We start from the raw sequence: 25,963 nt of genomic DNA, 5'->3' as shown, positions 1-25,963 counted from the left end.
CCTAAAATCTGAATCCTGTTCTACATTATATAGTTAGAGCATGATGTCGTCCGAAAACCGCTCACACTTTTCGGCATCATGCTCTAGCGCATAACCCCGAAAACCGGAATCGATTTTCGGGGTTATGCGGAAAATCAAAGCGATCGAGCGTCCTTAGCGCGTCTGAAAAGACGCACGGCGCTCTGGGGCTGATCGGTTGGTGAGACCGATCAGCGCGCCAACCAACCGCCATCGACGGGCAGTACCGTTCCATGCACGTAGTCGGACGCCGACGATGCCAGGAATACGGCGGCACCGCCGAGTTCGGACGGCGTTCCCCAGCGCCCGGCCGGGATGCGGGCAAGGATGGCAGCATTGCGATCGGCATCCTCGCGCAGCGCCGTGGTGTTGTTGGTGACGAAGTAACCGGGGGCGATGGCGTTGACGTTGACGCCCTTGCCGGCCCATTCGCAGGCCAGCAGCTTGGTCAGTCCGGCGAGACCACTTTTCGAGGCGGTATAAGACGGAATCCGGATGCCGCCCTGGAAGGAAAGCAGCGAGGCGATGTTGATGATCTTGCCCCTGCCCTTGTCGACCATGTGACGGCCGGCGGCCTGCGACAGGAAGAAGGCGGTCTTCAGGTTGACGTCGATCACCGCGTCCCAGTCTTCCTCGGTGAAGTCGAGCGCATCGGCACGGCGGATGATGCCGGCATTGTTGACGAGGATGTCGAGGCCGCCGAAGGTCTGGATGGTCTCAGTGACGATCCCCTTTACCGGTTCGATGCTGGCAAGATCGGCCTTGACGACATGAAAGCGGCTTCCCGCTTCCTTCACCAGCGCCTCGGTTTCGTCCATTGAGGAGCGTCCGACGGCGACGATCGACGCACCGGCCCCTGCCAGTGCGGCCGCGATGGCCTGGCCGAGCCCGGTATTGGCGCCGGTGACGAGGGCAACCCGGCCGGAAAGGTCGAAGGGATTTGCCACGATGCTCATCTCAGATCCGCAATGGCGATATGGTCCATGTCGGTGAAGCTCTTATTGTCGCCGGCCATCGCCCAGATGAAGCTGTAGTTCTTGGTGCCGGCGCCCGAATGGATCGACCAGGGCGGCGAGATGACCGCCTGTTCGTTGGCGACAAGCATATGCCGGGTCTGCTGCGGCTCGCCCATGAAGTGGAATACACGCTGCTCCGCTTCGAGATCGAAATAGAGATAGGCTTCCATGCGGCGGTCGTGCGTATGGGCCGGCATGGTGTTCCAGACGCTGCCCGGCTCGATCATGGTGAAGCCCAGGGTGAGTTGGCAGGATTGGCAGACTTCCGGATGGATGAACTGATAGATCGACCGCTTGTTGGCTGTTGCGGCTTCGCCCGGCGTCAGGTGACGGGCCTTTTCGCGGGTGAGCAACACGGTCGGGTGCGCTTGATGCGCTGGCGTCGAGACCAGATAGAACTTTGCCGGATTGGCAGCATCCGCGCTCTCGAACCTGATGTCCTTGGCACCCTTGCCGACATAGAGGCAATCATATTTGGCAAGATCGTAATTCGTGCCATCGACGATGACGCGGCCGGCACCACCGATGTTCAGGGCGCCGAGCTCACGCTCGGCAAGGAAGGTTTCCTGTCCGATCGCCGTCGGCGCCGTCAGCGTCAGCCCGGAGCCGAGCGGCGTCGCGCCGCCGATGACCATCCGGTCGTAATGCGAATATGTGAGCCGGATCTCACCGCTCGCGAAGACGGTTTCCACCAGAAAGTGACGCCGCAGCGCCTCCGTGTCGAAATCACGCACGGCCTCTGGATGGGAGGCGTGCCTCACGTCGATCTGCATGTCAATTTTCCTTCCGCTTCATTGTCGCCACGGGTCGTCGCTATTGCGGAAGCCGATCTTGTCCGGCCTGTTCCGCTGCGGCGGTATCCATCCGGTTACATAGTTGTACGACAAGTTTGGTGTCAACAGGTTTGTCGGTGCGCGCTTGAGGAGACGCGGGACCGGCAAGTGCACGAAAGAAAATCTGGGAATAGACAGGAGAATTTCCGGAGATGATGACGCCATAAGCGATGATCGCAAGTGGTCGCTTCGGCGCGGTCCGGTATTTTCTTGGGCCAAAACGAAAAAGCCTGCCGCGGGAGGAGGTGCGGCAGGCTTTCGAAAAAAACCGAACGACAGCTGGGAGGAGGAGTGCTGTCATTCCACAGACGACCCTGGGAGGAGGATGGGGCGTCTGTCTATCGAAGGGACGCGGGAGGAGGTGCATCGCTTCGATAGAAATAATCATACTTATTTCTTGCTCAGTTGATAGGCATTTCTTTGCAATGCAGCTATGCGTTATGCGAAAAGCGGGCGGCTTGATCACCTTGCTCCATCCGCCGGACGCACAAAAGCAAAGCGCCCGCTCGGGAGGAAGCAGGCGCTGGCATAGTCACGAAGATGCTTGGTCTAATTTGCCGTTAGCGGGCGATGGCCGCGCGGGCGACGTTGCGGATTTCGCTGCGGCCGATGCCGAGGTCGTCGAGTTCGCGTGCGGACATACGACCCAGTTCAGCGACCGTCTGACGGTACTTGCGCCAGTTATTGAAAGAGCGTGCTACGTTCATGATGATCCCCTTTCGTGGGCTTTCGAAGCTCAGCTGCCAGTCCTTGGCGCTTCGTTCGCTTCGATGAGTTGTATATAATATGAGACCTCTGACTATTACAGCGCCAATGCATCACTGCACCTATGCAGCAATTGCATGGATCGTCATATCGGGAAGCGATTTCCCGATCAGGACCGAACCGCTCCGCGGTCAGAGTTTGAAGCGATCGAAGGCCGTCAGCCGCACCGTCGGCGGCTCCGCTTCTTTCCACCGGTAAATTTCCGAACGCAGATAGGAAAGCTCGTCGCCGAGATCCTCTTCGCCGACTTCTATCCACCAGGACTTCAGACGACCGTCGCTTCCGTCCGACCAGCGATAACCCCTCGCCTTCAGGTGGTCCTTCATCTCGAACGGGCTGTGTTCGGCAAAGATACGGATGCGCGCGCGCTGGCTGGCGCGGTAGAGCTCGGTGAACGGGCTTTCACCGTCGCGCTGCTCTCGATCTAGGATTTCGAGGAGCGCATGGCAGTCGTCCACGGCGCGATGGCCTTCGTGGAAATACCCGGCTTGGCCGACGAGATAGCCGAGCTTCGTACCCTCGAAGCCACGGGCACTCCAGTCGATCTCCGAAACCGAGCATGCCCAGGCCTTGCCGGCGAAAATCGTCGAGAAGGCTTCGCAGAACGGCCGGTCGAACCCGGCATTGTGGGCAATGATCAGATCCGCCGGTTCGATCAGGGCTCTCAGAGATTGGATATCGATGAGCTGTCCTTCGACCATCGCATCGGTGATACCCGTCAGCCGGGTGATCTCGGGCGGGATCGGAAGGGACGGCTGTTGCAGGCCGCCGTAAATGCCGACGATATCGCCGACCGCCCCATTATCGTTGAACGTGAAGGCGACGGCGCCGATTTCGATGATCTCGTCGCTGCGGTGGTTGAGACCGGTGGTCTCCGTATCGAGAATGACGCCGAGCTGCGAAAACTCCGGCCGTCTGACTGACGCCACCGGCCGGGCGGTCAGCTTTCTCAAGATGCGATAGTTGCCGCTTTCTTCGAGCGTCTGCGCCATGTCTTCATCAGAGTAGGCGGTCGGTTGGGAAGGTAGCCGGCGCGCTGGACCGCGCACCTTGGCAATCGCGGGCGATGCCTTGGCAAACATGTCGAGTTGCGAATCTCTGTGCACGCTCATCGAATCTATATGTCACGGAGACGCGATTTAATCCATCGCACGACAGCGCCGCGCATCTTTTCGAGCGCCACAAAGGACGCTTTAGCCCTTTGAATTAAGCAGTCGCCAGGCGCGGCGGCGTGTGAACGCCTGCCGTTTTGTCCGGTGGGAAGCTCAGGCGGCAGACCGCGCCGGGGTTGCGGTTGTCGATCGTCACCTCGCCGCCGTGCATGCGCAGGATGTCACGAACGAGATTGAGGCCGAGGCCGGCGCCGCGTCCGTCGTGATGGCGCTTGAAGAACGGCTCGATTATCCGGCCAAAAGACTGCGGTTGGCGTTTCAGCATTAACTCACACCGGGCGGGCGCTCCCATGTTGCTCTCAGAGCGCCGACGGACATGTCAATCCCCGCATCAACAAACGCGCGGAGACGGGATTGGCTGGCCCGGCGAATGACATCTGAAGGTAGGCGCGCGCGCCGGTCGTCCGCACGTCGACGAGGAAGCGCTGGCCGCCGTCGCGTGGTCGCAAGCGTGACCCGTCCAGAAAGCGCAATAGGCCCCAGGGCCCGGGCGCGCTCTTTTTCTCGACCGCGCCACTACTGTCGAAGGAGATCTCAAGGCCGCGCGCCGGCAGGTCGCCTGGCCAGTTAAGAGTCACCGTTCCGCCTGACGTGGTAACCGGAGCGTGAGCGCCGCCGATCGAGATGGTTGCGGCACCGCGTTGCGCCAGCGCCTCAAGCGACAAAGGGACATGCGGCGAGCTTCCCTGACGAAAGAGAGCGTCGCCGATCGCGGAAGCCCTTTGAAAGAATGCTGCGCTTTCGGGCGCGTATCCGGAGAGCCTGGCTTCGGGTTTCCAGCGCCACGGGGACGCTGACGTATCCATCAAAGGCGCCAGCTGGGTACGGAAATATGTCTCTACGAGCCCATTCGGAGCGAAAATGCGCGCTACTTCCGCCATATCCGCGTCCGCCCCGTCATAGAACGGATAGCGGCCTGCGACAGCCGCCTGGCAGGCCACAGCGACCTCGCCCCAAGCCCCCGACGGCTTTGCTGCCGGAACTGGATCGGCGGGCTTTTCTACCGGCTTTGGAGAGGCAGTCTGCGAGATCACGTCTTCGACCATTTGTACGACGAGGAGCGGGGCCTGCTGCAGGGCGACGACGGAATTGGCGCGATCCTGTGCATCCATCAACGACTTTTTTCCGATTTCCGTGTTTCCGTCCAGAAGGGCAAGCGCGACATTCAGCGATAAGAAAAGGCGCGAGATTTCAGACATGCGACCCTGTTCCACGAACTGGATCGCAGGCCCGAGTGTCGCGGCAATCCGAAGCTGGTTCGCGTGGCTTCGGCTACGGTCGGTGCCACCCGCCTGGCGCCAAACCTCACGGATCAGTGCCGAGAGCGGCGAGTTGCTGGCGCTTAGTACACCGCTGACGATCACAGCACTCGGTTGATCGGTGAACGGCCGCACACGGAGATCGCCGAGATACTGCGACCATGTCTCCAGAGTTCGTTTCTGAAGGAGGTCCATAACTGCATCAGCGCTCGTTTTGTCGGCGGAGCCCAGGAGTTTCGCAGTTTCGGCTGTTGCCTTCCCGATCGCCTCCTCTGCGGCGCCAGAGCGCGCATAAGCCCACCCTGTCTCCGTATAAAGACTGGGCACGGTCCGCTCGATAGGTCGTCCGGACCTGCGGATCAAAATCTTGTCGAGACCAGGGGCCGCCTGCCCGAGAGACCAGGCAGGCACGGTCGCGGATTTCTCGGCACGGGAAAGCTCGAGCATGGCACGCTCGGTCGCAGAGCCCTCTGAAGCAAACTGTCTCGCCTGGGCGATTGCTTCGGAATCCGGCTTTTGAAGATCTGCCGGGCCCGCTGACATGGCAGCGACATGTACTGCCAGGCCGGTAAGTTCGGGAAATGTCTGAGCTCGATCGTCGATCCAGCCTGCCAGAAACCACGGTTGCCAGTCGGATGTGCCACTCAAGATGGACCAGGCGCGTAGGGAATCGTAAAGTGCAGTCGCCTCCCCTTCCGTTGCAAGAGCAACACCAAGGGCTTCAGCGAGCGGGCTGGCGGCCAGGGCGTCGACGGCTTGGCCATAGCGGCGGCGTGCGGCCTCTGCCGGGTCGAGCATGCCTATGTGATGAATGAGACCAAGCGGAGAACGCTTCGCATCCTGCTCAACGAGCTGAACTGCGGCCAGGAATGCATCGAGTTGAACCGCGCGCGCGGCAGGTGTTGCCGCCTGACCGGCTTCTATGACGCGTGCGACATCGGGCAGTTGCGACAAAAGCCGCTCGCGAAACTGCCATTCGGCCCATCCTGCCCAAATCACGAGGATTGCCAGGAAAAGTCCGATCACAAGAGCAGAAAGACCGCGATCCGCCCGCGTTTTATGCTGAGTGGCCGACAGGAGCGCTGCCTGGACAGCATCGTTACAGTGACCAAGGAAGCGCGCGAGATCCCGGCGCGCAGGCCCTGCCCTTGCAGCCGCCGTCGCCCGTTCGGCGAGGCTGCTGGCAGCAATAACGCCGCCAATCGGAAGAGCAGCGGCAAGCGCGCGCTCCCATTTTCGGATCGACAATGCCGGATTGTTGCGCGCGCGCGCGTCGAGCAGAGCGACGAGTGCATCGCGTGCGTCGAGCAGCCAGTCCTGTGGAACCTTCCTGCGTCGCGCTTCCGTCTCGAAATTGGCGACGAGGCTACGCGCCGTTGCCGCGAGCTCGCGAGGATCTGGATGCTTTTCAGTTTCGGCACGTTTTGCCAGATCCAACAGGGGCTGTGCCAGTGCGGGAAGCACATCTGCCTGGATAGCGGCTGGACCCGGCGGTTCGAGATGGCCCTTCACAGCTTGCCCTCGGCCGCCCATTTTCGCAGGAGCGCCTCGCCTACCTCGAAGTGCATGGAATCTTCGCGGCTATAGCCCGCACCCCAATACCAGCCGGCCTCATTGAAGAATTCCGCGAGGACCACGAGCCCGAATTGCGTGCTGTTGTCGCCCATGTTGTCGAGGTTCTTCTTTAGTTTCAGGTCGACCGCCGCCCCCCACGCATGTGAGGACACCGACTTCGCTGACCCCCGCACATAGCGTGCACAGAGCGCGCCCTCGGTCCCGATTGCAGCATAGATATCGGGCTCCTCTTTCTGGAGGCGCGCCATGATCTGCTGCAGCGAATCCAGCGCCGGCCTGATCATGGTCAGCCGAACATGGCCGATATTCCGGGTTTCGAGTGCATTCAGCAATTTTGGATTGGTGATCGGTTCGCAGGTCGTCGAATAGGTGCTTCGCGGTTCGCCCAATATCTGCCGTAGCACTGCCGGGGTCGGGCGTATGACATTCTCGTTGAAGCGCTTCTTGGCCAGTTGCATCGGTTCAGTCAGATTTTCTTCTTCTTCCTGCGGTGCCATGCCACCGAACTGATCCGTGAAGTGGAGTGACGGATCGGGCGCTTGGCCGCCTTGCGGGCTGATGACAGGGGCTGTCTGAGCAGGGTCGAGACGTGGTGTTTTTTCCAGCTCCGTCACCCTGCCATCGACGTCCGACACCCGTCCTTTCAGGGCGTTCAATTCAGAGCGAAGCCCTCGAATTTCGCTGTCCTGCTGGGCAAGCTGCTGCGTGAGGCGATCTAATTTGCCCGCATTGGGGTCAAATTCCGTATCTTGGAGGAGGTTACCGACAAACGCAAAGATGACGGCCGCGAGAACGATGCTCATGCCGATGACGACGGCCGCGATGGCATTCATGGGCCTCAAGATATCGCTGCTCCGTCAATCTGGACGACAATCACGGACACGTTGTCCGGGGCACCGTTGTCGAGAGCAGCACTGATCAATCGCTGACAGGCCACCGGCGGCGTTGAAACGGCATTCATAAGGGCAGTGATCTCGGCATCCGCCACACAGTCGGTCAGTCCGTCGGAGCAGAGAATGAGGGCATCACCCGGGCGGAATGAAACTTCCGTGGTTTCGACGACAAGATGATCGGACGCTCCAATTGCGCGGGTGACAATATGAGCTTGCGGGTGCTGCCAGGCCTCATTGGGAGAAAGGCGTCCGTCATCGAGAAGCTCCTGCACGACCGAATGATCGCGCGTCAGCTGCAGTAGTTCCCGATCGCGCCAGCGATAGGCACGGCTATCGCCCGCCCAGGCGAGCGTAGCAGTGCCGCCGTCCAGGAGCGCAGCCACTACCGTTGCGCCCATCTGCGCTACGTCGGCGGAGATTGCCCATCGCCGAACGGCGGAATTGGCGGCCTCGAGGGCGCCCACGAGATCGGCGCTCGTGATTGGAGCATGGGGAAGCAGGGCCAGGTGCTCGATCACCAGGTCGGCCGCAACGTCGCCGTGGCCATAGCCGCCCATACCGTCCGCAACGGCCCACAGCACACCCGAGGGATCCGTGAGTATTGCATCCTCGTTGCGTTTGCGAACATGACCGGTGTGACTCAGCCCAGCCCCTTGCGGCCTGCCCGGCGAGCTCGGGACGCGCGTCGAGGGACTATTGGGATACTCCGCGGTCATGACCGGAAGAACCTCATCATTCGCTCCGTCGTGAGGGCCGGCACCGGAGCGGTTGCACCCAAAGTCATCCTATAGTAATTTTTGGCAACGCGAAACATTTTTGCCGAGAGGAACCTAAAATGAAGCGCCTTCTGACTTTGAAGCTGCTGGTGTCTCTCGCTTTATTCTTCGCGTTGCGAAGTGAATTGAATGCGCAGGAACTAAACGAATCGGCGCTCAAGGAACGTTTCCAAAGGCAAATGGAATTGTTCAAGGCCGCCAAGCTGGGGTCGTCCCGCGGCCTCGTGCTGACCAATTCCGCGCCTGCACCCGAGGCGACGCCAGTGCCGATCGCAACGCCCGAGACCACGCGAGCCAAGACCGGATCCGGCCAGGCGAGTAGCAATTCGGGCACTCCGGCAAATGCAATCAGTGGGGCAACAGTCGAGGCGACCCCGTCGTCCGGACAGGGGTCGGCGGAGACTTCACCAGCAACTGCAGCAGCGACGATAACGACACCTCAAACTTACTGGAAGTTGCCGGATGATGATCAAATCAACTATCGCGTGCAGTTCGCCTTTGATTCCTCCGCCATCGAACCGAAGCAGAAGCCGATGCTGCAGAAGCTTTGCAGTGTCGTAAAAGAAATGGATATCAAGCTCGTTCGCATCATCGGTCACACCGATGCTTCCGGCGGAGCGCGGTACAATCAGAGCCTCTCCACGCTGCGCGCCAGGGAAGTGGCGCGCTTCTTCACGGAGGATTGCCATGTTCCCCGTGAACGGCTCGAGGCTGTTGGCGTTGGCGAGCAGTTTCCACTCAATCCGCAAACGCCGAAAGCGGACGAGAACCGACGCGTGGAATTCCAGGCAGTCAGCTAAAGGCGAATGGCAGCTCGCAATAGTATCTGAGCGCTATTCAAAGGCGTAGGTGAAGCCGTCCGCAGACGCTCCGACCGTTGCCTTCGTCAAGCGTTTGCCGTCCAGCGCCCAGTTCAATATGCCTGTGCTGAGCGCCGGCAGAAGCGTGTTGGTCAAGATCGCATCGATCATGCGGCCGCCCGACTCGACTTCTGTGCAGCGCGTCTTGATCAGCTCGAGAACGCCCTCTCCTATGACCAGCTCGGCGTTATGGCTCGTACGCAGTCGCTCTGCAATCTTCTTAAAGTTTGCCTGCGTGATCGCTTCGATCATGGAATCGGAGAGGGGATAATAAGGCACAACAATGACGCGCCCAAGGAAGGCGGCCGGGAACACTTGCAGCAACGGAGCCCGCAACGCAGCTTCGAGCTCTTCGGTGGCAGCGCGGGAGAGCCCGTTGCCTGTCAGCCTCATGATGACATCCGAACCGACATTGGAGGTCAGCAAAATGAGGGTATTTCTAAAATCAATCCGTCGACCCTCGCTGTCGTCCATCATTCCCTTGTCAAAGACCTGAAAGAAGATCTCGTGGACATCGGGGTGCGCCTTCTCGACCTCGTCGAGTAAAATGACGGAATAGGGTCTGCGGCGAACAGCCTCGGTCAGAATACCTCCCTTGCCATAGCCCACATAGCCTGGCGGTGCTCCCTTCAAGGTCGAGACGGTATGGGCTTCCTGAAATTCTGACATGTTGATGGAGATCAGGTTCTGTTCGCCTCCGTACAATACCTCAGCAAGAGCAAGCGCCGTTTCCGTCTTGCCGACGCCGGATGGTCCACAAAGAAGGAAAACGCCGACCGGCTTTTCCGGCGCCCCTAGTCCTGCGCGGCTGGTCCGCACCCGACGCGCTATCGCCTCCATGGCAATGTCCTGGCCGACAACGCGTTCGCCCAGAATTCCGGCAAGCTTGAGAGCCCTCTCGGTCTGGCCGGCCAGCATTCGCCCGACGGGAATTCCGGTCCAGTCCTGAACCACCGAGGCTACGGCGTTGCGGTCTACCGACAGCAGCATCAGTGGCGTTTCGCCCTGCATCTCGGCAAGTTCTTGCGTGAGCGCCGTCAGGCGCAAAAGATCGGCATTTCCATCGGGAGAGTGTTTGTCGCGTTCCTTTGCGGAGGGATTTTCGTCTGGGACCGTCGCAACGGGCGCAGTTTCATCTTTCCGCGACAGCGCCGCATCGAGGCGAACGCCCTGTTCGCGTAGCCTCGCCCGCAAGTCGAGAATCTCTGAGACAATCGACCGTTCACTCTCCCAGCGGGCACGCGCCGCGGCAAGGGCTGTATCCGCCTCGCCGAGTGCCTTGTCGACCTTGACCTGGCGGTCTGCAACTTCAATGCCGATGGACCTTTCACGGCCGATGATCCCCTGTTCGATCTCAAGCGACTGTTTGCGTCGCAAAAGATCTTCAACCTCGGCCGGCGTCGCGTGCTGCGATACCGCTACACGTGCGCAAGCGGTATCCAGTAAGCTGACTGCCTTGTCAGGCAGCTGTCGGGCCGGAATGTAACGATGCGAAAGGCTGACAGCCGTTTCGATCGCCTCGTCCAGGATCTGCACCTGATGATGTTTCTCGAGGATGCCCGCCACGCCTCGAAGCATAAGGATGGCGCTTTCTTCGCTGGGCTCCTCAATCTTGACCACCTGGAAGCGTCGGGTCAGCGCCGGGTCCTTCTCGATATGCTGTTTGTACTCCGCCCATGTCGTTGCCGCGATCGTGCGAAGTTCGCCGCGCGCCAATGCCGGCTTCAAAAGATTGGCCGCGTCCCCCGTTCCCGCAGCTCCGCCCGCTCCGATCAGCGTATGTGCCTCGTCGATGAAGAGGATGATCGGCGTTTCCGATGCCTGAACCTCGTCGATCACTGTCTTGAGGCGTTTTTCGAACTCGCCTTTGACGCTTGCGCCAGCCTGCATCAAACCAACATCCAGCATGTGGAGCGCAACCCCTTTCAAGGGCGGCGGCACGTCCTCCGCAGCAAGGCGAAGTGCAAAGCCTTCGACGACCGCCGTCTTGCCGACCCCGGCCTCGCCCGTCAGGATCGGGTTGTTCTGCCGTCGGCGCATGAGAATGTCGACGATCTGGCGGATTTCCGGATCGCGACCCAGAACCGGATCGATCTTCCCTTCCCGAGCACGCCTGGTCAGATCCGTCGCATATTTCGCCAACGCGGAATCGCCCCCCGCCGCGCGTTCCTTGCGCACGAGTTCGCCAGCGTCGCTTCTGTCGCTATTTTCAAGCGATCCCGAGAGTACGTCGTCCAAGCGGGCAAGGACAGAATCGGCCTCGATCCGGTCGAACTCACCGCTGATCTTCGAGAGCAGGCCGTCAAGCACCGGCACCTTCCTGCAGGCTAGAAGGACGTAGGCGCCACGAACCACCTCTGAGCCGAACTGAAGGCTTGCGAGACTCCAGGCTTCCTGGACAGCGTGGAATATATGGTCCGAAAACTCTTCAATGGACGTCGCGCCATAGGGCAGCTTGTCGATCGACCGCGCCATGTCGGCTGCAAGGCGCCCGAGGTCCACGCCAGCGTCGGCGAGGATGAACTGGAAATCCCCGCGGTCGACGAGCGCCAGCTGCTCGATCCAATGCACGAGTTCGACATAAGGATTGCCCCGAAGCTTGGCGGCGTCAGCCGCCGCCTTAAATCCACGCAGGCAAATCGGATCGAGCTTGCCGATCAGTTCTTTACGCTTGAAGCTCTGGGAAGACATGTTCTGCTGCATGCCGGTCGGGCTCCTGCCATGTGCTCTGGAACGAACAAGCCTAGTCTTCGATGTCGATGGCAACCTGCCACATTATAGTGTCCTTGACAAATATTCGAACCGCATGTCTTTGATGAATAGTGTGACCGCGTGGTTTGGAGTTGCCAGATGATCGATCCATTGCCCGGTGACATCTTTCGCAAAAGCCAGGTACTCAACAATACCTACGAGATCGAGGGTGTGCTTGGTCGCGGCGGAACGGGCGAAGTCTACCGCGCCAGCAACAAGATCACCGGCCGTGTCGTCGCGCTCAAGGCTCTCAAGCGGGAGCTATCGGCCAATGCCAACTATCTGGAGCTGATGAAGCGGGAAGAAGAGATGCGCGGCATCTCGAATGACGCGGTCGTACGGTATACCGACTGCAGCCAGACAGCCGAGGGTCACGTCTATTTGGTCATGGATTACGTCGCAGGCACGCCACTCAGCGACTATCTCGAGCGTGGCGGGATTTCCGCTGGCGATCTGCTGGTCGTGGCCCAAAGGGTGGCCGAGGGCCTAGTTGCGACACACGAACGCAAAATCGTCCATCGCGATCTGTCGCCCGACAACATCATCCTCCGCAACGGCCGGCCCGAGGAGGCCGTCATCATCGACTTCGGCATTGCCAAGGACAGCACGACGGGCGCGCGCACAATCGTCGGCAATGAGTTTGCCGGCAAATATGAATATGCAGCGCCCGAACAATTGCACGGGCAGGCCGAGCCGCGTTCGGACCTTTATGCCCTCGGCGCATCCTTGCTTGCGACTTTTCGGGGGAAAATTCCAACTGTCGGGACGAGCCCTGGTGAGGTCGTCCGCTACAAGGAGCGCCGGCTCGATACAGCGGGCGTTCCCGAGCCACTCAAGGCTTTGATCGACGATCTGACCCAACCTGACGCGTCGCGACGCCCGCCAACCGCTGCGGCCGTCGTCAAGCAGGTGAGCGAGCTGTGGCGGACCGGTCGTATAGGCCAGCAGGAAGGCGGGCACGGCGCCAGGCGAGGCTGGCGACCATGGCTGGCGATCTTAGCCATTGCTGCCGTGGCGGCGATCGCGGGGCTTTGGTTTGGGGGCTTTCCTGATGGCCTGTTTGTGAAAAGCCTGCCGGTCGAGGCACCCTATAAACTCAGCGCCGGGCTCGATGGGCAACACCAGACGACCTTGTCCGGTTTCGCTCCCGATGCCGACCAGCGGCAGGCGATATTGGCAGGTTTTACCCGCGCAGCCGGGCTTGCAGCACCCAAGGATGCACTCGGTCTCGCGAAGGGCGAACCTTCCGAGCGCTGGGCACAGGACATCGACAGCTTTTTTGCAGCCGCCGACGGACTAGACGAGTGGAAGCTTGACGTTACGGATCGAACCGTTCGCCTGACCGGCCTTGCGCCCGACAAGACATCACGTGACGCCGCCGTCAGCCGATTCAACGAGGCGAGCAAGGCCGCGGGCTACCAGCCGGTCGTGCGAATTGCCGCAGGTCCGAGAAGTCTGACGCCCGACGAGCTGAAATCGGCCATCGCACCACTGGAGACTTGCGGTCCGCTTGTCGTCCACGCGCCGGAAGGGACAAACTTTCCTCTCGGTTCGACAGTCACTATTCGGGGAGCCGTCGCCGCCAGCGGCGATGTTGAAGCGCTCCGGCAGACGCTTGCGCCGCGTCTCGGCGATCGCGATCTCCGGTTTGATACGACAGTGCTCAGTAGCCAGCTGTGCGTAGTCCAGTCATTGTTGCCCGATGCGCCGCAGGGACCGATGACGATCGTGCTCGGTTATGGCGACAAATCCGAGCCAAACATGTCCGGCATCTACGCGGTCGGCGACAATCCAGTCATCGATGTGCTTGCTCCGGCTACGATTAAGAACGGCTACCTCTGGGTCGCGATCGCCGATGTCACCGGCAATCTGTTCAACGTCCTTCCGAACATCAAGCGCCCGGACAACGCGCTTTCCGGTCTCGGGACCGTGTCCAACGGCATGCGGACGATCCGTGTCGCCTACTCCACGGCTGATGGAGCGACCGACCCCGCAAAGCTTTCCTTTGCCGTCGACAATACCTTCGGCAGAAGTCTGATAATCGCGATGCAGACTGACCGTCCTCTATTTTCGCAACTTCGCCCTACAACCGAATCCACGAAGTCCTTTGCTGAGGATTTACATGCAGTTATTGCCAGCGGGCAGGTTTCGATCCTATCGACTACGACCCGATTGATCGATACTCGGAATTAGTTGCTGCTTGGCCGCAAGTGGCATTAGTACAGAACGAAAAGTTATGCTAAAACAGGATTGAGAGAACAATATTAGTCGGTAAACGGGGGATATGTTGTTCGAATCTGCACTCTGGTTGAATCCGATAAACGGTGACAACCCGTCCGGCGAAAGCCTGCGGAATGACGGACGATTCCACGAACTCGAGCGCCTCGTACAGCCCCAGATCGAAATCAGCCGAGACGAGCGCAACAACCCCGTTTCACGAACGGAAGTGCCAGTCGATTGGTCTGTCGTGCTTCGCAAATCAGAAGAGTTGCGAGCGCACGGGCGCGATCTCAGGCTGCTTGTGATCGTGACGCGTGCCCTCGCAAATGAGCGGGGGTTTGTTGGCCTTGCCGACGGATTGAAGCTGATTGCCCAAACCTTCGACATGCACTGGCAGACAATGCATCCGGAACTTCGCGACGGCCAGCCCCCCCGTGATGCCGCTCTTCGCCGCATCAATGCACTGATACAGCTTCAAAATGACAAGGACGGCCTGCTCGGCGACCTGCGAAAGATGACGTTCTTTGCTCCACGTGGCGTCAGTCCGGTGACGGGACGCGATCTGGAGCGGGGGGCAATCGACGGTCGTACCGTTATTAACGAAGCGGCGCCTGGTTTGAGTGCTGCTGAAAAGACCTCGCTTGTCAACGAGCATGATCAATTGCTCAATCGCATACGGACCAGCTGCGCGGCATTTGCCGAACAGGCGCCTGGAGAAGCAGCAGCGATCGCCGCCAGTGCAAGTGCTGCCGTTGCAGCTCTGGAGGCGGCGGAACAGTCGCTCAACCTGCAGATCGGTGGCGATTTGCGCGTTGGCCTGCCGGATCTGAGCCGATTTCTGCATCGCGTGTCAGCGACCCTGGAGCGTGCCAAACCCAATGCGCAACAGGAAGGCCCAAAAGAGGACCCGTCTGGCGGCGAGCGTACGCTCGCTGCCGTCAGCGCTGCGGCAGACCAGGCCCCCATCTGGCCAGCGACAGTCTTTCCCTCCCGCCTAAACTCGCGAGACGAGGTCACGCGTTGTATCGACCTTATCATCGCTTTCTACGACCGTACGGAGCCGTCAAGCCCCATTCCCCATCTGGCCCGCAGGATCAAGCGCATGGTGCCGATGGATTTTCTCGAGCTCATGGAGGACCTGGCTCCCTCCGGGCTGAAAGAATTCCGGCTTTTAGCCGGCGTTTCGGAAAGCAAGAAACCTGCCCCTGGGACAAAAGGTGACCACCAATGAGCGAAACTAAGGCGAAGGTAATAGAACGCAACAGGGCGCCTCGCGTCCAGATCGCCTATGAAGTGGAAACGTATGGCAGCCCGACCACGATCGAGTTGCCCTTCGTGATGGGCGTGATGGCTGATCTTGCCGGTGCGTCCGAAACGCCGGAGGCTCTCAAATCCGTGCGGGACAGGACCTTCGTCGAAACCGATGCGAACCGGTTCGGTCGCTTCATGGAGGCGCTGAGCCCGCGGGTCAAGGCGCGGGTCAAGAACACGCTTCCTCAACCGCCTGGCGAAGAGCGGGACGAGGAACTCGCCGTCGACCTGACCTTTACGAGCATGGGGGACTTTGCGCCGGACCGGATTGCCGAACAGGTTCCGCAGCTCGCTGAACTGTTGAAGATGCGCCGCCAGCTAGAGGAACTGCTGGGCTTCATGGATGGCCGCGTCGACGCCGAAAAGCGCATCGCCCAGCTTTTGAACAACGAGCCCCTATTAGCAAAGATCGCCGACCAGGCGATCGATGATGGCAGCAAGTTGGAGGGCTAAACCATGGCCGAACAGGAAAGAACCGCCGCTGTCGACGTCAAGGAAGCCGAAGGCGTCGATCTTCATGAATTCAGTGATCTTCTCGAAAAGGACTTCAAGGTCAAGAAGGACGACAGCGACAAGCTGCAAACCCTTGTCAAGAATCTCGCGCTTGCAGCACGCGCTCGTTCTCAATCGACGGCGATTTCCTCGAACGCGATCAAGTCGATCAAATCGCTGATTTTCGGCATCGACAAACTTCTGACCGAGCAGGTCAACGAGGTCCTCCATGCGCCCGAAGTGCTGCAGATCGAAGGAACCTGGCGTGGTTTGTGGTATCTCGTCAACAATACCGAGACGGATCAGAAACTGAAGATCCGCGTCATGAACATATCAAAAGAAGCACTGGCCGACACGCTCGAAGACTACGAGGGTCAGATGTGGGATCAGAGTCCCATATTCAAGAAAGTCTATACGGACGAGTATTCCATGCTTGGCGGCAGCCCGTACGGCTGCCTGATCGGTGCCTACGAGTTCTCCAATCACCCAAAGGACGTCGCCCTTCTGCGCAACATGTCCGGCATTTGCGCGTCGGCGCATACGCCCTTCATCGCCGCCGCCGCCCCCCGCCTCTTCCGCATGGAAAGCTGGCAGGAACTGCCAAATCCCCAGGACCTGCAACAGATCGTCTCGTCGCCCGCCTATGCGTCCTGGCAGTCGCTGCGTGAGAGTGAGGATTCGCGTTACATCGGGCTGACGATGCCCCGGGTCCTTGCGCGCCTGCCTTACGGTGCGGAAACCGTTCCGGTAAAGGGCTTCGCCTTCGAGGAGGACGTACAGGGCAATCATCATCGCTACGCGTGGATGAACGCTGCCTTCCCCATGGGGGTCAATATCAATCGAAGCCACAAGCTGTTTGGCTGGGGCACGCAAATTCGCGGCGTCGAGAACGGTGGAGCGGTCATCAACCTTCCGGTTCACAATTTCCCGACCGACGATGGTACGGTCGCGATGAAATGCCCGACCGAGGTCGCCATCGACGATCGCCGCGAGGCTGAGCTTGCCAAACTTGGGCTCATGCCGATCCTCCATCGGAAGAACACGGACATCGCGGCCTTTATCGGTGCGCATTCGCTACAGGACGACGAGACGCGTGCCGGGCGGCTGGTCGATCCGGATGCACAGGCCAATGAGCGCCTGAGTGCAAATCTGCCCTATCTTTTCCCGGTCTCGCGTTTCGCCCATTACCTGAAGGCGATCGCCCGCGACAAAATCGGCTCGTTCAAGGAGCGGTCCGACATGCAGATCTGGCTGACGGAGTGGATCAACCGCTACGTCCTTGCCAACCCTGCCTTTGCCGACGACAAGGCCCGCGCCAAGCGGCCCCTTGCTGCGGCGGAGGTTCAGGTCGACAGCGTCGAAGGCCGCCCGGGGTGGTATAATGCCCGGTTTTATCTGCGGCCCCATTATCAGTTGGAAGGCATCAACGCGTCGCTGCGCCTCGTATCGGAGCTGCCGTCGACGAAGACCTGAACTCACAAGGGAACTGGAGGTTATCCATGAAAATTGACGGTTTTCTCAAGGTGCCCGACATTACGGGACCGAGCGTACGTGATGGCCACGAAGACGAGATCGAAATCCACGGCGTGGAATTTGAAATGGTCGGTCCTTACGATCCGAACTCACTTTCGCGACGAGGTCGCGTCAGTCTGGGCATGATCACGTTCATCAAGCATTACGACAAATCCTCGCCGTATCTGAAGAAGGCGCTTTTCGACAACACGCTTCTCGATGAGGTCAAGTTCTCGGCGCGTAGAACGATCGAAGGCGAGACGAGCGATTATCTGGTCGTTACGCTGAAGGAGGCTTCGGTCACCAAGTACAATATGATGCCAAGCGAGGACGAGCCCGATCTCATCGAAGAGCGCGTCGGCTTCGCTTACAAGAACATCACGTTCAACTACGACGACAAGGACGAGGTCGAAATGGATGTCTATGTCGGCAAGTGACGGCTGGCGAAAGGAATTTGGAAGGGAGTCGAGGCCCCTTGGCGGGCACCAGCGCGCAACCCGCGAAACCATCCAGCCGTCTTTGTGGGATCGCCTGGTCAATGACCTGCCGGGGCTCAGCTCCGAAATAAAAGATCTGCGGCAGATGCTGCAAGGCGACACAGACGCAGAGCGGCTGGACGCAATGGTGGCTGGCGGCGTCAGGGAAGTTGAATCTGCAACGGATCTCAGCATCGAGCAGAAAAAGAACATCCATCGTCTGCTTTCCCTGGAACGACGTCGCACAGAACTCGAAAGTCGCGGCGTGGTCGTATCGACCGATGTGCTTCGCGAGGCGGTGCGGCGCGACATTGAGGCGCTTTTCAATGTGCAACGCTTCGAATCCTCTCCCCTCTTGACCGATGCAGAGGCCGACCAGGCCGGCGACAACCCTCCATCGCTTGAGGATTTCCCTCTGGTTCGCCGCAGTGTCGTCAATTACGGGGTGCCGCCATTTTCGGGCCGCTCATCGCGCGACTTCGACCGCGAGGAACTCGCCAAGGAAATTGCCCAGGTGCTTGCGGCATTCGAGCCCCGGCTGAAGGAAAGCGCTACCAAGGTCACCGTCAGCCTTGGCGACAAGTCGGTTGGTCTCAGGATCGACATCGACGCACTGCTCCTGACGACGCCGGCACCGGAACGGCTACGCATCCGTACCATCCTCGATCTCGACAATGGCTCGGCAAGGACCGAATTGAAGGACGCCTGAAATGGATCGCGTCTTCCTGGAATATTATGAGGAGGAACTCACCCATATTCGCGCGCTTGCCGCCGAGTTTGCCGATATGCATCCCTCGATAGCGCGCAATCTTTCGCTCGATACCGTCCCGTGCCCCGACCCCTTCGTCGAACGGCTTCTTGACGGCGTCGCATTTCTGGCCGCCCGCACACGCCAGAAGGTTGACGCAGAAAGCATGCGCTATGTCCGCAGCGTGCTCGAAAACTTCTATCCGGACCTCGTCTCGCCGGCCCCAGCAACGGCCATGGCTTTGCTCAAACCCGGCCAGCAGGTTCAAACGATGCTGGCCGGTCACCTTGTGAAGCGGGGAACGCGGCTCGTTTCGAGCGTGCGGCCCGGAATTTCCACAAGGTCCATCTTCACCACGGTCCAGGACGTGACGCTCTGGCCGCTTGCAATCAGCTCCGTGACCTACATGCAGGACCGAAGCGCACTTGCGGCTGCAGGGATCGGCGCCATTGACGGGGTTCCCGGCGCCTCGGGATTGAGCATCACGGTCAATCGAACCGGCAAGGGTAAGCTCGCCGACTTGGCGCTCGATCGCCTGGACCTTTACTTCAGCGAAAAGAGCAAGGCGCCGTTGCTCTTCGATACGCTGTTTGGCGCCTGCACCGGCGTTGGCGCGCGCCCGGAGGGCCGCGAGAATCCGTTAAGCCCGTTGCCTGCGCCGGAGATGGTCGGCATATCGGACGACGAGGCGCTCATGCCCCGAACGAGGGAAACCTTTGAGGGCTACCGGCTTTTACGCGAATATTTCATCGCCCCCGAGCGGTTTCACTATGCCCGTGTGACGGGCATGCGGCCGGTCGTTCGCCATTGCGGCGAGAGGCTGGAACTGGTCTTCCTGCTCCGGCGACCCGTCCCGGAGCTTACGGGTCTTACCGCGAAGGATCTCGACCTCTTCGCAACGCCGATCATCAATCTGTTCGAGCGCTCGTGCAGTGTCATCGAGCTCGATCCCCGGCGGACCCGCCAGGTGCTCCACGCCGATCGGACGCGGCCGCGCGATTTCGAAATCTATCGCGCGTTGCGTGTCGAGGATGCCGATGGCGAAGGCTCCGATGCCGAGATACCAGCACTTTTCAGTCTCGGTCAGAACCGCGCAAGCGGCTGGGTCTATTATACCGAACGTCGCCCACGGCGGCCGAGCGAGGACGAGCTTCGTCAGGGACAAACCCGCACGTCCTACGTCGGAGACGACGTATTCATTACCCTCTCACGCCCGGCGCAGTCGAAGGCGACCCGACCGCCCAAGCGGATCGAGGTGACGGCCCTATGCACCAACCGCGACCTGCCGATACTGGACGACACGCCCTCTCTGACGCTCGAAAGCGGCGATCCGGTAGAGGCCGTCCAATTGCTGGGTGCGTTGCGCCAACCTTGGCCATCCATCCCGGCAATGCTGCCAGCCGGTGCCGTCGACGCCTCGAGAGCCGACGAACTCGCCTGGCGCTTTATTGCACAATTGTCGCTGAACTTTCTCAGTCTTTCGGAGGAAGGCCGCGGGGTCGACCCTCTTCATGCCCTGCTTGATCTTTATGCGCAGCGGGGAGATCCGAGCCTCTCGCGGCATGTGCGCGCCATTGCGCGGGTCGAGGCCCGACCTCTCATCGAGCGCCTGCCGATCGCTGGGCCGATGTGCTTTGCCCGCGGCAGCGACATCACGCTCCATGTCGACCAGTCGGTGCTTGCCGGGCATAGCAGTTTGCTCCTTACGGCGCTGCTCTCGAGGCTTTTTGCACGCTATGCGGCGATTAACGGATTCGTGCGCACAAGAGCGAGAATCCTGCAGAAACAGGAGGATGTGCTATGGCCGATAACGCCGGGCAACCGCTTCCTGATCTGAGGAATGACGTCGCCCAATCTGCCGAGCTGTTCGACTTTTTCGAGCTCCTGCGGCAGCTCGAAAATACCGACAGGATCTTCGGTCAGGCAGGCCCTCCGCAGCGCGAACCGGCCAGGCTCGGGCAACACATTCGGCTTGGTTTTGCCGTACAGGATGTCGCAAGGCTAGAGCCCGCCACCGAAACAGCGCCCGCCCGGGTAACGGTCGCGACTATCGGCCTGCTCGGTCCGGAAGGCCCGATGCCGCTTTATCTGACGCGCTGGGTGCTGGATCGCCTGTCGCAGCGCTGGTTTGCCGGTGCCGACATGCGCGAGGTCAGCGACACGACGTTCGTCGACTTCGTCAATGTGCTGCAACATCGCATGATCGCGCTCTTCTATCGGGCCTGGGCGGATGCGCACCCGGCCGTTCAGATCGAGCGCACCGAGGGCGGACGCATTCGTGCCATGGCGGCGGCCATGGCGGGGATCGGCCTGCGAGGCAGGGCAGACCGCGCGCCGACAGCGATCGACATGACGAAGCTCGCCCACGCCGCAGCCCTTGCCCATCAGGTCGATGGGCCCGAAAGGCTCACGCAGTTTCTCGGCGACCACTTCAAGGTTCCCATCAGGCTTCGCGAGTTTGTCGGCGTCTGGATGGACATACCGCAAAGGCTCCAGTCCCGCCTCGCCGGCGCCTACGCACAGCTTGGCCGAAGCGCGACGATCGGGCCGAGAACGTTCCAGCGACAACAGAGAATTGAGCTTTCGGTCGGACCGTTGACCCTTTCCGATTACACCGCGTTTCTTCCTGGCAGCGACCGGCACAGGGCCCTTAAAACCGCAATTCGCGATCTGGTTGGAAACGGGCTCGACATCGACGTCAGGCTGGTGCTTGCAAAAGAGGAGGTTCCGGCATCGCGGCTGAGCAATGCGCGGCTCGGACACATTGCCTGGCTCGCTCCTAAGCAGGATTGCGACGCTTCCGATTTGTGCATGCGCACACTCGTCGGCTTTCGCGCCGGTTTTGCGGAGGATTCGCCATGTCGCTGATACTCACTCTCGAACAGTCGCCGCAACAGCAGGCGGTTCGCCAGATGCGGCTCGTGGAAGGCGAGCTCGTGATCGGTCGCAGCGCCGATGCCGACTGGCGGATCGACGACCCGGACATGTATATTTCCCGCGCCCATTGCACGATTGCCTGCGTTCATGGCCGCTATGAGGTGACGGATACGTCGAGCGGGGGCCTTTTCATCGATGGATCGCGCGTTCCGCTTGGGTCAGGAAATTCCGCCCCTCTCCACGACGGGGCCAGATTGCAGCTCGGCAACTATATCGTCCGTGTCGAGGTTCAGGGCACACCCTCGGATCGCCTGCCTGAACGCCCGCCGTCTCCCGCCCCGATCAGTTTCGAGCGTGACACTTTCTTTTCCGAGCGCAGCGAAAAGGTGGAGCCTCCCCCGCGACGACCTGCCGGATTGCCGGACCCGTTCGAACAGCCCGCCGCGGGGGCGTTTGAGGCACTAAATCGGCAGGAAGCCACAAAGAGCGGTCAGCCATTTGATGATCCGTTCAGTCTCGATCCTCTGCCGGCCCAGAGGCAGGACGACAAGGCATTGAACCTTTTCCTGACGGGCGGGCACGCGGATCAGCCGGTTCCTGACCGCACGGCATCCGAACAGAAGGCAAAGCCCCAATCCAGACCTGACTTGCCGCCGCAAATGCCGCCGCAGGCGAGCCCATCAACCGATGCCGGGCTGCGCGAAGCGTTTCTGCGCGGATTAGGTTTTGACGGGGATGAATTTCCAGCCGCCGATTCGATCGCGCAAATGGAGAGTTTCGGGCGGGAGTACCGGATGATGCTGGAGGGCCTGATCCATCTCCTGCGCAAGCGAGCCGAAGAAAAAGGCGAAGCCAGGATCGCGCAAACCGTTGTCGGTGCATCCGAAGTCAATCCGCTCAAATTCATGCCGACGGTCGACGATGTTATCGCGACCTTCCTCGCACAGCGCACCGTAGGTTTTCTACCGGCGGAAGCCGCAATCAGCGGCTCCATCCGCGACCTGGCCCACCATCACGTGGGCACGTGGCGCGGGGTCCAGGCGGCGCTCGCAAGGATGATCGACCGTTTCGATCCGGCAGCGCTTGAAAGCGAGCTGAAGTCGCAATCGACATGGGACGCGGTGCTTACAGGCGGACGGCGTGCCAAGCTCTGGGAACTTTACGAGAAGCGCTACCGCGAAATTGCCAGGAATGCATCGACGCGTTTTCTCGGCGAGATCGGCAGCGACTTCCGGGATGGCTATGAAGAGAGGGAGAAAGAATAATGCTTCACCGACGCGGCTTTCTGATGATGCTTGGCACGACAGCCTTGATTTCCGGTTGTGTGGGCGGACCGCCGAAATCCTCGACCGTAACCGTCACGGCGACGGGACAGGCGGGTATGAATCTTGCGCCGGACGGCGGTGACCGCCCGGTGACACTCCTCGTCCTCAGGCTCAAGGACGTTTCAAAATTCAACACGGCCGATGTTTTCGCTCTCCAGTCTGATCCGTCTTCCGCGCTTGGAGCCGATCTCGTTGGCGCCGATCAGTTGACGATCTCGCCCGGCGCATCGGCCTCCAAGACGGTAGCCTTCCCTCCGGAGGCGACGTTCCTCGGGGTCGTCGCATTCTTCAGGACGCCAGGCGGGCGTGTCTGGCGAAGGGCGGTACCGATCAAGCCGGAATCGACGGTAACCGCGAATGTGGCGTTGAGTAGCAGCGGCATGGCGCTCTCGATCGCCTGAAGGGAGGGCGTTTCCCCATGACCGATACGAATAAGGTGCTCTGGTCCGAAGGGCTCTTCTTGCGGACGCAGCATTTTCAACAGCAGGATCGATATACCGAGGCGCTGATGCGCGGCGCGCTGCAGGCTGGACGGCTGCAGACGTTCGGCTTCAGATCCCTGATGCTGGATGCCGCACAGCTCGAAGCCGGCCGGGTGGCGGTCTTGTCGGCGCGCGGCATTTTCCCGGACGGCACGCCCTTTTCCATTCCCGAGACCATGGATGCACCCGCCCCTTTGTCCATCGCCCGCGACATGGGCTCTGGATTGGTGCAGCTTGCCCTTCCGCTGGAACCGCCCGGAGGCGTGAGCTTCGATGCCGCCCATGGCGAGCCGACCGGGGCGCGCTACAAAGGCCAGATCGAGCCGATGCGCGATGCCGTCCACGGCGGCGCCGATCCGGAGGAAATCGAGATCGCCCGGCCGCAAGCCCTACTTCTGTCGCCGGCGCAAATAACCGGCGGATATACGGCGATGCCGGTCGCAAAGGTCAACGGACTGCTCGCTGACGGGAGCGTCGCGATCGGGGAGAACTTTCTGCCGCCGGCTCTCGTGACCGGTGCGGTGGCCTTCTACGGCCAGCTCATGCAGGAAGTGATCACCGGCCTCGACCGCATTGCCGATGCGCACGGAAAGATGGTCCTCGGCGGTGCGGGCCGCAGCGTGGAAAACCTTTTGGTGCTCGATCTTGCAAACACCGCGCGGGCGCGGCTAGCACATATCCTTCCCCAGGAGGTCTTTCACCCGGCCGAGCTCTTTCTGGAGCTCAGCGGACTTGCAGGACGGATGGCGACCTACGGGTCAGGGTCGCGCCGGCTGACCGAACTACCGACCTATGACCACATGCTGCCGGGACCCGCCTATGCCGCGCTCGCTGACACCCTACGTTCGCTGATCCTCAGCCTGCGTTACGTGGAGCCGAAATCAAGGGCACTGCCCGTTCTCAAACATGCGACAAACGTCTGGAAGGTCCGGGTCGATAATCCCGAATTGCTGACCGCAAGCCGTATTGTCGTACGCGTCGGATGCGACATGTCAGAAGACGCGCTGCGCAAGATCTTCGTCGATCAGGTCACCGTCGGTGCAGCAGACGAGTTCGAAGCCTTGTGGAAGTCCAGGTTGCCCGGCATCCGTCTGAAGCCGCTTCATTCGCAGCCGCGCGAAATTCCCTATGACGGGGACCGTCTTTGCCTCGAGCTCGATCAGCGCAGCGAACATTGGGAATCCCTGCTGCGCTCGCCCGGCTTCGTGATTGGCGTGTCCGGCGTGTTGCCCAGTGAACCACAGGTCGACTGCTATTCGGTAAACAGGTAGCGCCATGGCAAGTGAGGATCCATTCGGTCTATCGGGCGATCAGGGCCGGACACGTATCCGGCCTCCGCCATCGTCGGGCGCAAGGCAGGCTGCCGCTGCAGCCAGCCTGGCAAGGCGGGCACGATCTCATCCGAACACATTGATCAATGCGTTCGCCAAATTGCTGGAATTTGCCCCCGAACTCGAAAGCGCCTTGCCGCCGAACAACCCGGAAGTGCTGCGAACGAGATTGATGGATGACCTTGTGGTGGCGCGGGACGCGGCGATGGCGTCCGGTTCGGTCCTGCAGCGTGCAGACGCGGCCGCCTGGGCTGTCGCCTCGCTGCTCGACGATCTGGCGCTGAACACGCCCTGGGGTGGAGCAAGCGCGTGGCCGCGCCAGCCGCTCGTCGTCATGCTGCGGGGCGATGTCGATGCCGGCGCGCAGTTTTTTGCAAGGCTGGAAGAACTTGAACGCCATCCCGGGCGCGATAAGGAATTGCTCGAACTCCAGTATTTCTGCCTGGCGCTCGGTTTTCGCGGCAAGTATCGCGTGCCCGGCCGCGCCGGCGACCGCTCGATCAGCGCCGTTCGTGCGGCGGCAGCCCGCTTCCTCAAAGATGCCGATGCGGAGGACGCGCCGCTGTCACCCCGATGGGAGGGGATCGCTGCGGCCGACGAACCATCCCGGTTTGCCGTGCCGATCTGGGTCCTGGCTGTCGTTGCTGTCGCACTCTCGACCGCGATCTATTTGGCGCTGTCAATGCGCCTCGATACCAAGGCGGAGGGGCTTGCTGCGCTCGTGCGGGCACTGCCACCGCCCGAGCGCGCCGAAATCTACCGGCCGGAAAAGCGCACCCCGCCGCCAAACGCGCCGCCGGTGGAGCCGGTCGTTATCGAGCTGCTGCCGGAATTCCGCGCCGCCGCCCCTGCGCCGCTGCTCCCGGCCCTGAAGGGAAATGAAAACGCCTCTTCGGTCACGCTTCTCTTGCAATCAAGCACACCTGAGCTTTTCCAGTCCGCCAGACCCGAATTGACCAAGGACTTTGAACCTCTCGTTGCTTCCATTGCAACGGTTCTCAAGCAGAATGCGGAATTGATCGGTGGCGTTACGATCACCGGCCATACCGATAATGTCCCGGTCCAGGCATCCAATCCCCTGTCCAATAATCAGCGCCTTTCCGAGGCGCGCGCTGCAACCATTGCCTCGTTGCTCGCAGCTGCCGGGGTGCCGGCCGAACGGTTGAAGTCACAAGGACGCGCGGCAAGCCAGCCGCTCGCCGGCAACAATACGCGCGAGGGGCGGGCTGCCAACCGGCGCATCGAAATCCTGATTGAAAAGAGGCTCTGAG

General features: G+C 60.7%; 22 protein-coding genes and 1 pseudogene. 13 read left to right on the top strand and 10 right to left on the bottom strand.

The window, feature by feature from the left end:
* Positions 1-209: 209 nt before the first annotated feature.
* The 9 genes and pseudogenes from kduD to ELH03_RS28830 form a co-directional block, all read right to left on the bottom strand.
* Positions 210-974 (bottom strand): 2-dehydro-3-deoxy-D-gluconate 5-dehydrogenase KduD, encoded by a 765-nt coding sequence (gene kduD, locus ELH03_RS28870; RefSeq protein ID WP_130767090.1) that lies wholly within the window; start codon positions 972-974, stop codon positions 210-212.
* A complete protein-coding gene (gene kduI, locus ELH03_RS28865) occupies positions 971-1,807 on the bottom strand; it encodes a 5-dehydro-4-deoxy-D-glucuronate isomerase (protein WP_130767089.1) in 837 nt (278 codons plus the stop codon). The genes kduD and kduI overlap by 4 nt, the downstream gene beginning before the upstream one ends.
* A gap of 40 nt (positions 1,808-1,847) precedes the next feature.
* Positions 1,848-2,168 (bottom strand): hypothetical protein, encoded by a 321-nt coding sequence (locus ELH03_RS28860; RefSeq protein ID WP_128404453.1) that lies wholly within the window; start codon positions 2,166-2,168, stop codon positions 1,848-1,850.
* 259 nt (positions 2,169-2,427) lie between these two features.
* Positions 2,428-2,574, bottom strand: coding sequence for a DUF1127 domain-containing protein (locus ELH03_RS28855; RefSeq protein ID WP_003548073.1), 147 nt, complete (start codon positions 2,572-2,574; stop codon positions 2,428-2,430).
* A gap of 189 nt (positions 2,575-2,763) precedes the next feature.
* Positions 2,764-3,744, bottom strand: coding sequence for a 3'-5' exonuclease (locus ELH03_RS28850; RefSeq protein ID WP_130767088.1), 981 nt, complete (start codon positions 3,742-3,744; stop codon positions 2,764-2,766).
* Between the two features lie 94 nt (positions 3,745-3,838).
* Positions 3,839-4,039: pseudogene (locus ELH03_RS28845) on the bottom strand (ATP-binding protein); the annotation flags it as partial.
* Positions 4,040-4,103: 64 nt separating this feature from the next.
* The gene (locus ELH03_RS28840; RefSeq protein ID WP_130767169.1) at positions 4,104-6,539 is read right to left on the bottom strand and encodes an ImcF-related family protein; all 2,436 of its coding nucleotides are present in this window, start codon (positions 6,537-6,539) and stop codon (positions 4,104-4,106) included.
* Positions 6,540-6,571: 32 nt separating this feature from the next.
* The gene (locus tag ELH03_RS28835; RefSeq protein ID WP_130767087.1) at positions 6,572-7,471 is read right to left on the bottom strand and encodes a M15 family metallopeptidase; all 900 of its coding nucleotides are present in this window, start codon (positions 7,469-7,471) and stop codon (positions 6,572-6,574) included.
* 5 nt (positions 7,472-7,476) lie between these two features.
* The gene (locus tag ELH03_RS28830) at positions 7,477-8,247 is read right to left on the bottom strand and encodes a PP2C family protein-serine/threonine phosphatase (protein ID WP_130767086.1); all 771 of its coding nucleotides are present in this window, start codon (positions 8,245-8,247) and stop codon (positions 7,477-7,479) included.
* 119 nt (positions 8,248-8,366) lie between these two features.
* Between ELH03_RS28830 and ELH03_RS28825 the strand changes: the two genes are divergently transcribed.
* Positions 8,367-9,107 carry an OmpA family protein gene (locus ELH03_RS28825; protein ID WP_130767085.1) on the top strand — a complete coding sequence of 247 codons (741 nt, stop codon included), beginning with the start codon at positions 8,367-8,369 and terminating at the stop codon, positions 9,105-9,107.
* A gap of 33 nt (positions 9,108-9,140) precedes the next feature.
* On the opposite strand, the gene tssH is transcribed toward ELH03_RS28825, so the two are convergent.
* Complete coding sequence (gene tssH, locus ELH03_RS28820) at positions 9,141-11,870, bottom strand: type VI secretion system ATPase TssH (RefSeq protein WP_130767084.1); 2,730 nt, start codon at positions 11,868-11,870, stop codon at positions 9,141-9,143.
* 147 nt (positions 11,871-12,017) lie between these two features.
* On the opposite strand from tssH, the gene ELH03_RS28815 reads away from it, so the two are divergent.
* The 12 genes from ELH03_RS28815 (at position 12,018) to icmH (ending at position 25,962) form a co-directional block, all read left to right on the top strand.
* Positions 12,018-14,111 (top strand): serine/threonine protein kinase, encoded by a 2,094-nt coding sequence (locus ELH03_RS28815; protein WP_130767083.1) that lies wholly within the window; start codon positions 12,018-12,020, stop codon positions 14,109-14,111.
* A 94-nt stretch (positions 14,112-14,205) separates the two neighbouring features.
* Entirely contained in the window at positions 14,206-15,369 is a 1,164-nt protein-coding gene (locus ELH03_RS28810; protein ID WP_130767168.1) for a type VI secretion system protein TssA, read from the top strand.
* Positions 15,366-15,902, top strand: a complete 537-nt coding sequence (gene tssB, locus ELH03_RS28805) for a type VI secretion system contractile sheath small subunit (protein ID WP_130767082.1) — start codon at positions 15,366-15,368, stop codon at positions 15,900-15,902. The genes ELH03_RS28810 and tssB overlap by 4 nt, the downstream gene beginning before the upstream one ends.
* 3 nt (positions 15,903-15,905) lie before the next feature.
* Positions 15,906-17,414 (top strand): type VI secretion system contractile sheath large subunit, encoded by a 1,509-nt coding sequence (tssC, locus tag ELH03_RS28800; protein ID WP_130767081.1) that lies wholly within the window; start codon positions 15,906-15,908, stop codon positions 17,412-17,414.
* Between the two features lie 26 nt (positions 17,415-17,440).
* Complete coding sequence (locus tag ELH03_RS28795; protein WP_065277759.1) at positions 17,441-17,890, top strand: Hcp family type VI secretion system effector; 450 nt, start codon at positions 17,441-17,443, stop codon at positions 17,888-17,890.
* Positions 17,877-18,638, top strand: coding sequence for a type VI secretion system baseplate subunit TssE (tssE, locus tag ELH03_RS28790; protein ID WP_130767167.1), 762 nt, complete (start codon positions 17,877-17,879; stop codon positions 18,636-18,638). Before ELH03_RS28795 ends, tssE begins: the two co-directional genes overlap by 14 nt.
* Position 18,639: 1 nt before the next feature.
* On the top strand, positions 18,640-20,514 hold the full coding sequence (gene tssF / locus ELH03_RS28785) for a type VI secretion system baseplate subunit TssF (RefSeq protein WP_130767080.1): 1,875 nt from the start codon (positions 18,640-18,642) through the stop codon (positions 20,512-20,514).
* Entirely contained in the window at positions 20,478-21,545 is a 1,068-nt protein-coding gene (tssG, locus tag ELH03_RS28780) for a type VI secretion system baseplate subunit TssG (RefSeq protein ID WP_130767079.1), read from the top strand. The genes tssF and tssG overlap by 37 nt, the downstream gene beginning before the upstream one ends.
* Entirely contained in the window at positions 21,536-22,819 is a 1,284-nt protein-coding gene (tagH, locus tag ELH03_RS28775; protein ID WP_130767078.1) for a type VI secretion system-associated FHA domain protein TagH, read from the top strand. The genes tssG and tagH overlap by 10 nt, the downstream gene beginning before the upstream one ends.
* Positions 22,819-23,280 carry a type VI secretion system lipoprotein TssJ gene (gene tssJ / locus ELH03_RS28770; RefSeq protein WP_130767077.1) on the top strand — a complete coding sequence of 154 codons (462 nt, stop codon included), beginning with the start codon at positions 22,819-22,821 and terminating at the stop codon, positions 23,278-23,280. Before tagH ends, tssJ begins: the two co-directional genes overlap by 1 nt.
* 17 nt (positions 23,281-23,297) lie before the next feature.
* Positions 23,298-24,632, top strand: coding sequence for a type VI secretion system baseplate subunit TssK (gene tssK / locus ELH03_RS28765; protein WP_130767076.1), 1,335 nt, complete (start codon positions 23,298-23,300; stop codon positions 24,630-24,632).
* A gap of 4 nt (positions 24,633-24,636) precedes the next feature.
* Entirely contained in the window at positions 24,637-25,962 is a 1,326-nt protein-coding gene (gene icmH, locus ELH03_RS28760) for a type IVB secretion system protein IcmH/DotU (RefSeq protein WP_130767075.1), read from the top strand.
* Position 25,963 lies beyond the last annotated feature (1 nt).

It is taken from the genome of Rhizobium beringeri, from assembly GCF_004306515.1.
GTDB lineage: Bacteria > Pseudomonadota > Alphaproteobacteria > Rhizobiales > Rhizobiaceae > Rhizobium > Rhizobium beringeri.
Note: the sequence above shows the minus strand (reverse complement) of the source record. Positions and strands in the feature narration are given on the sequence as shown.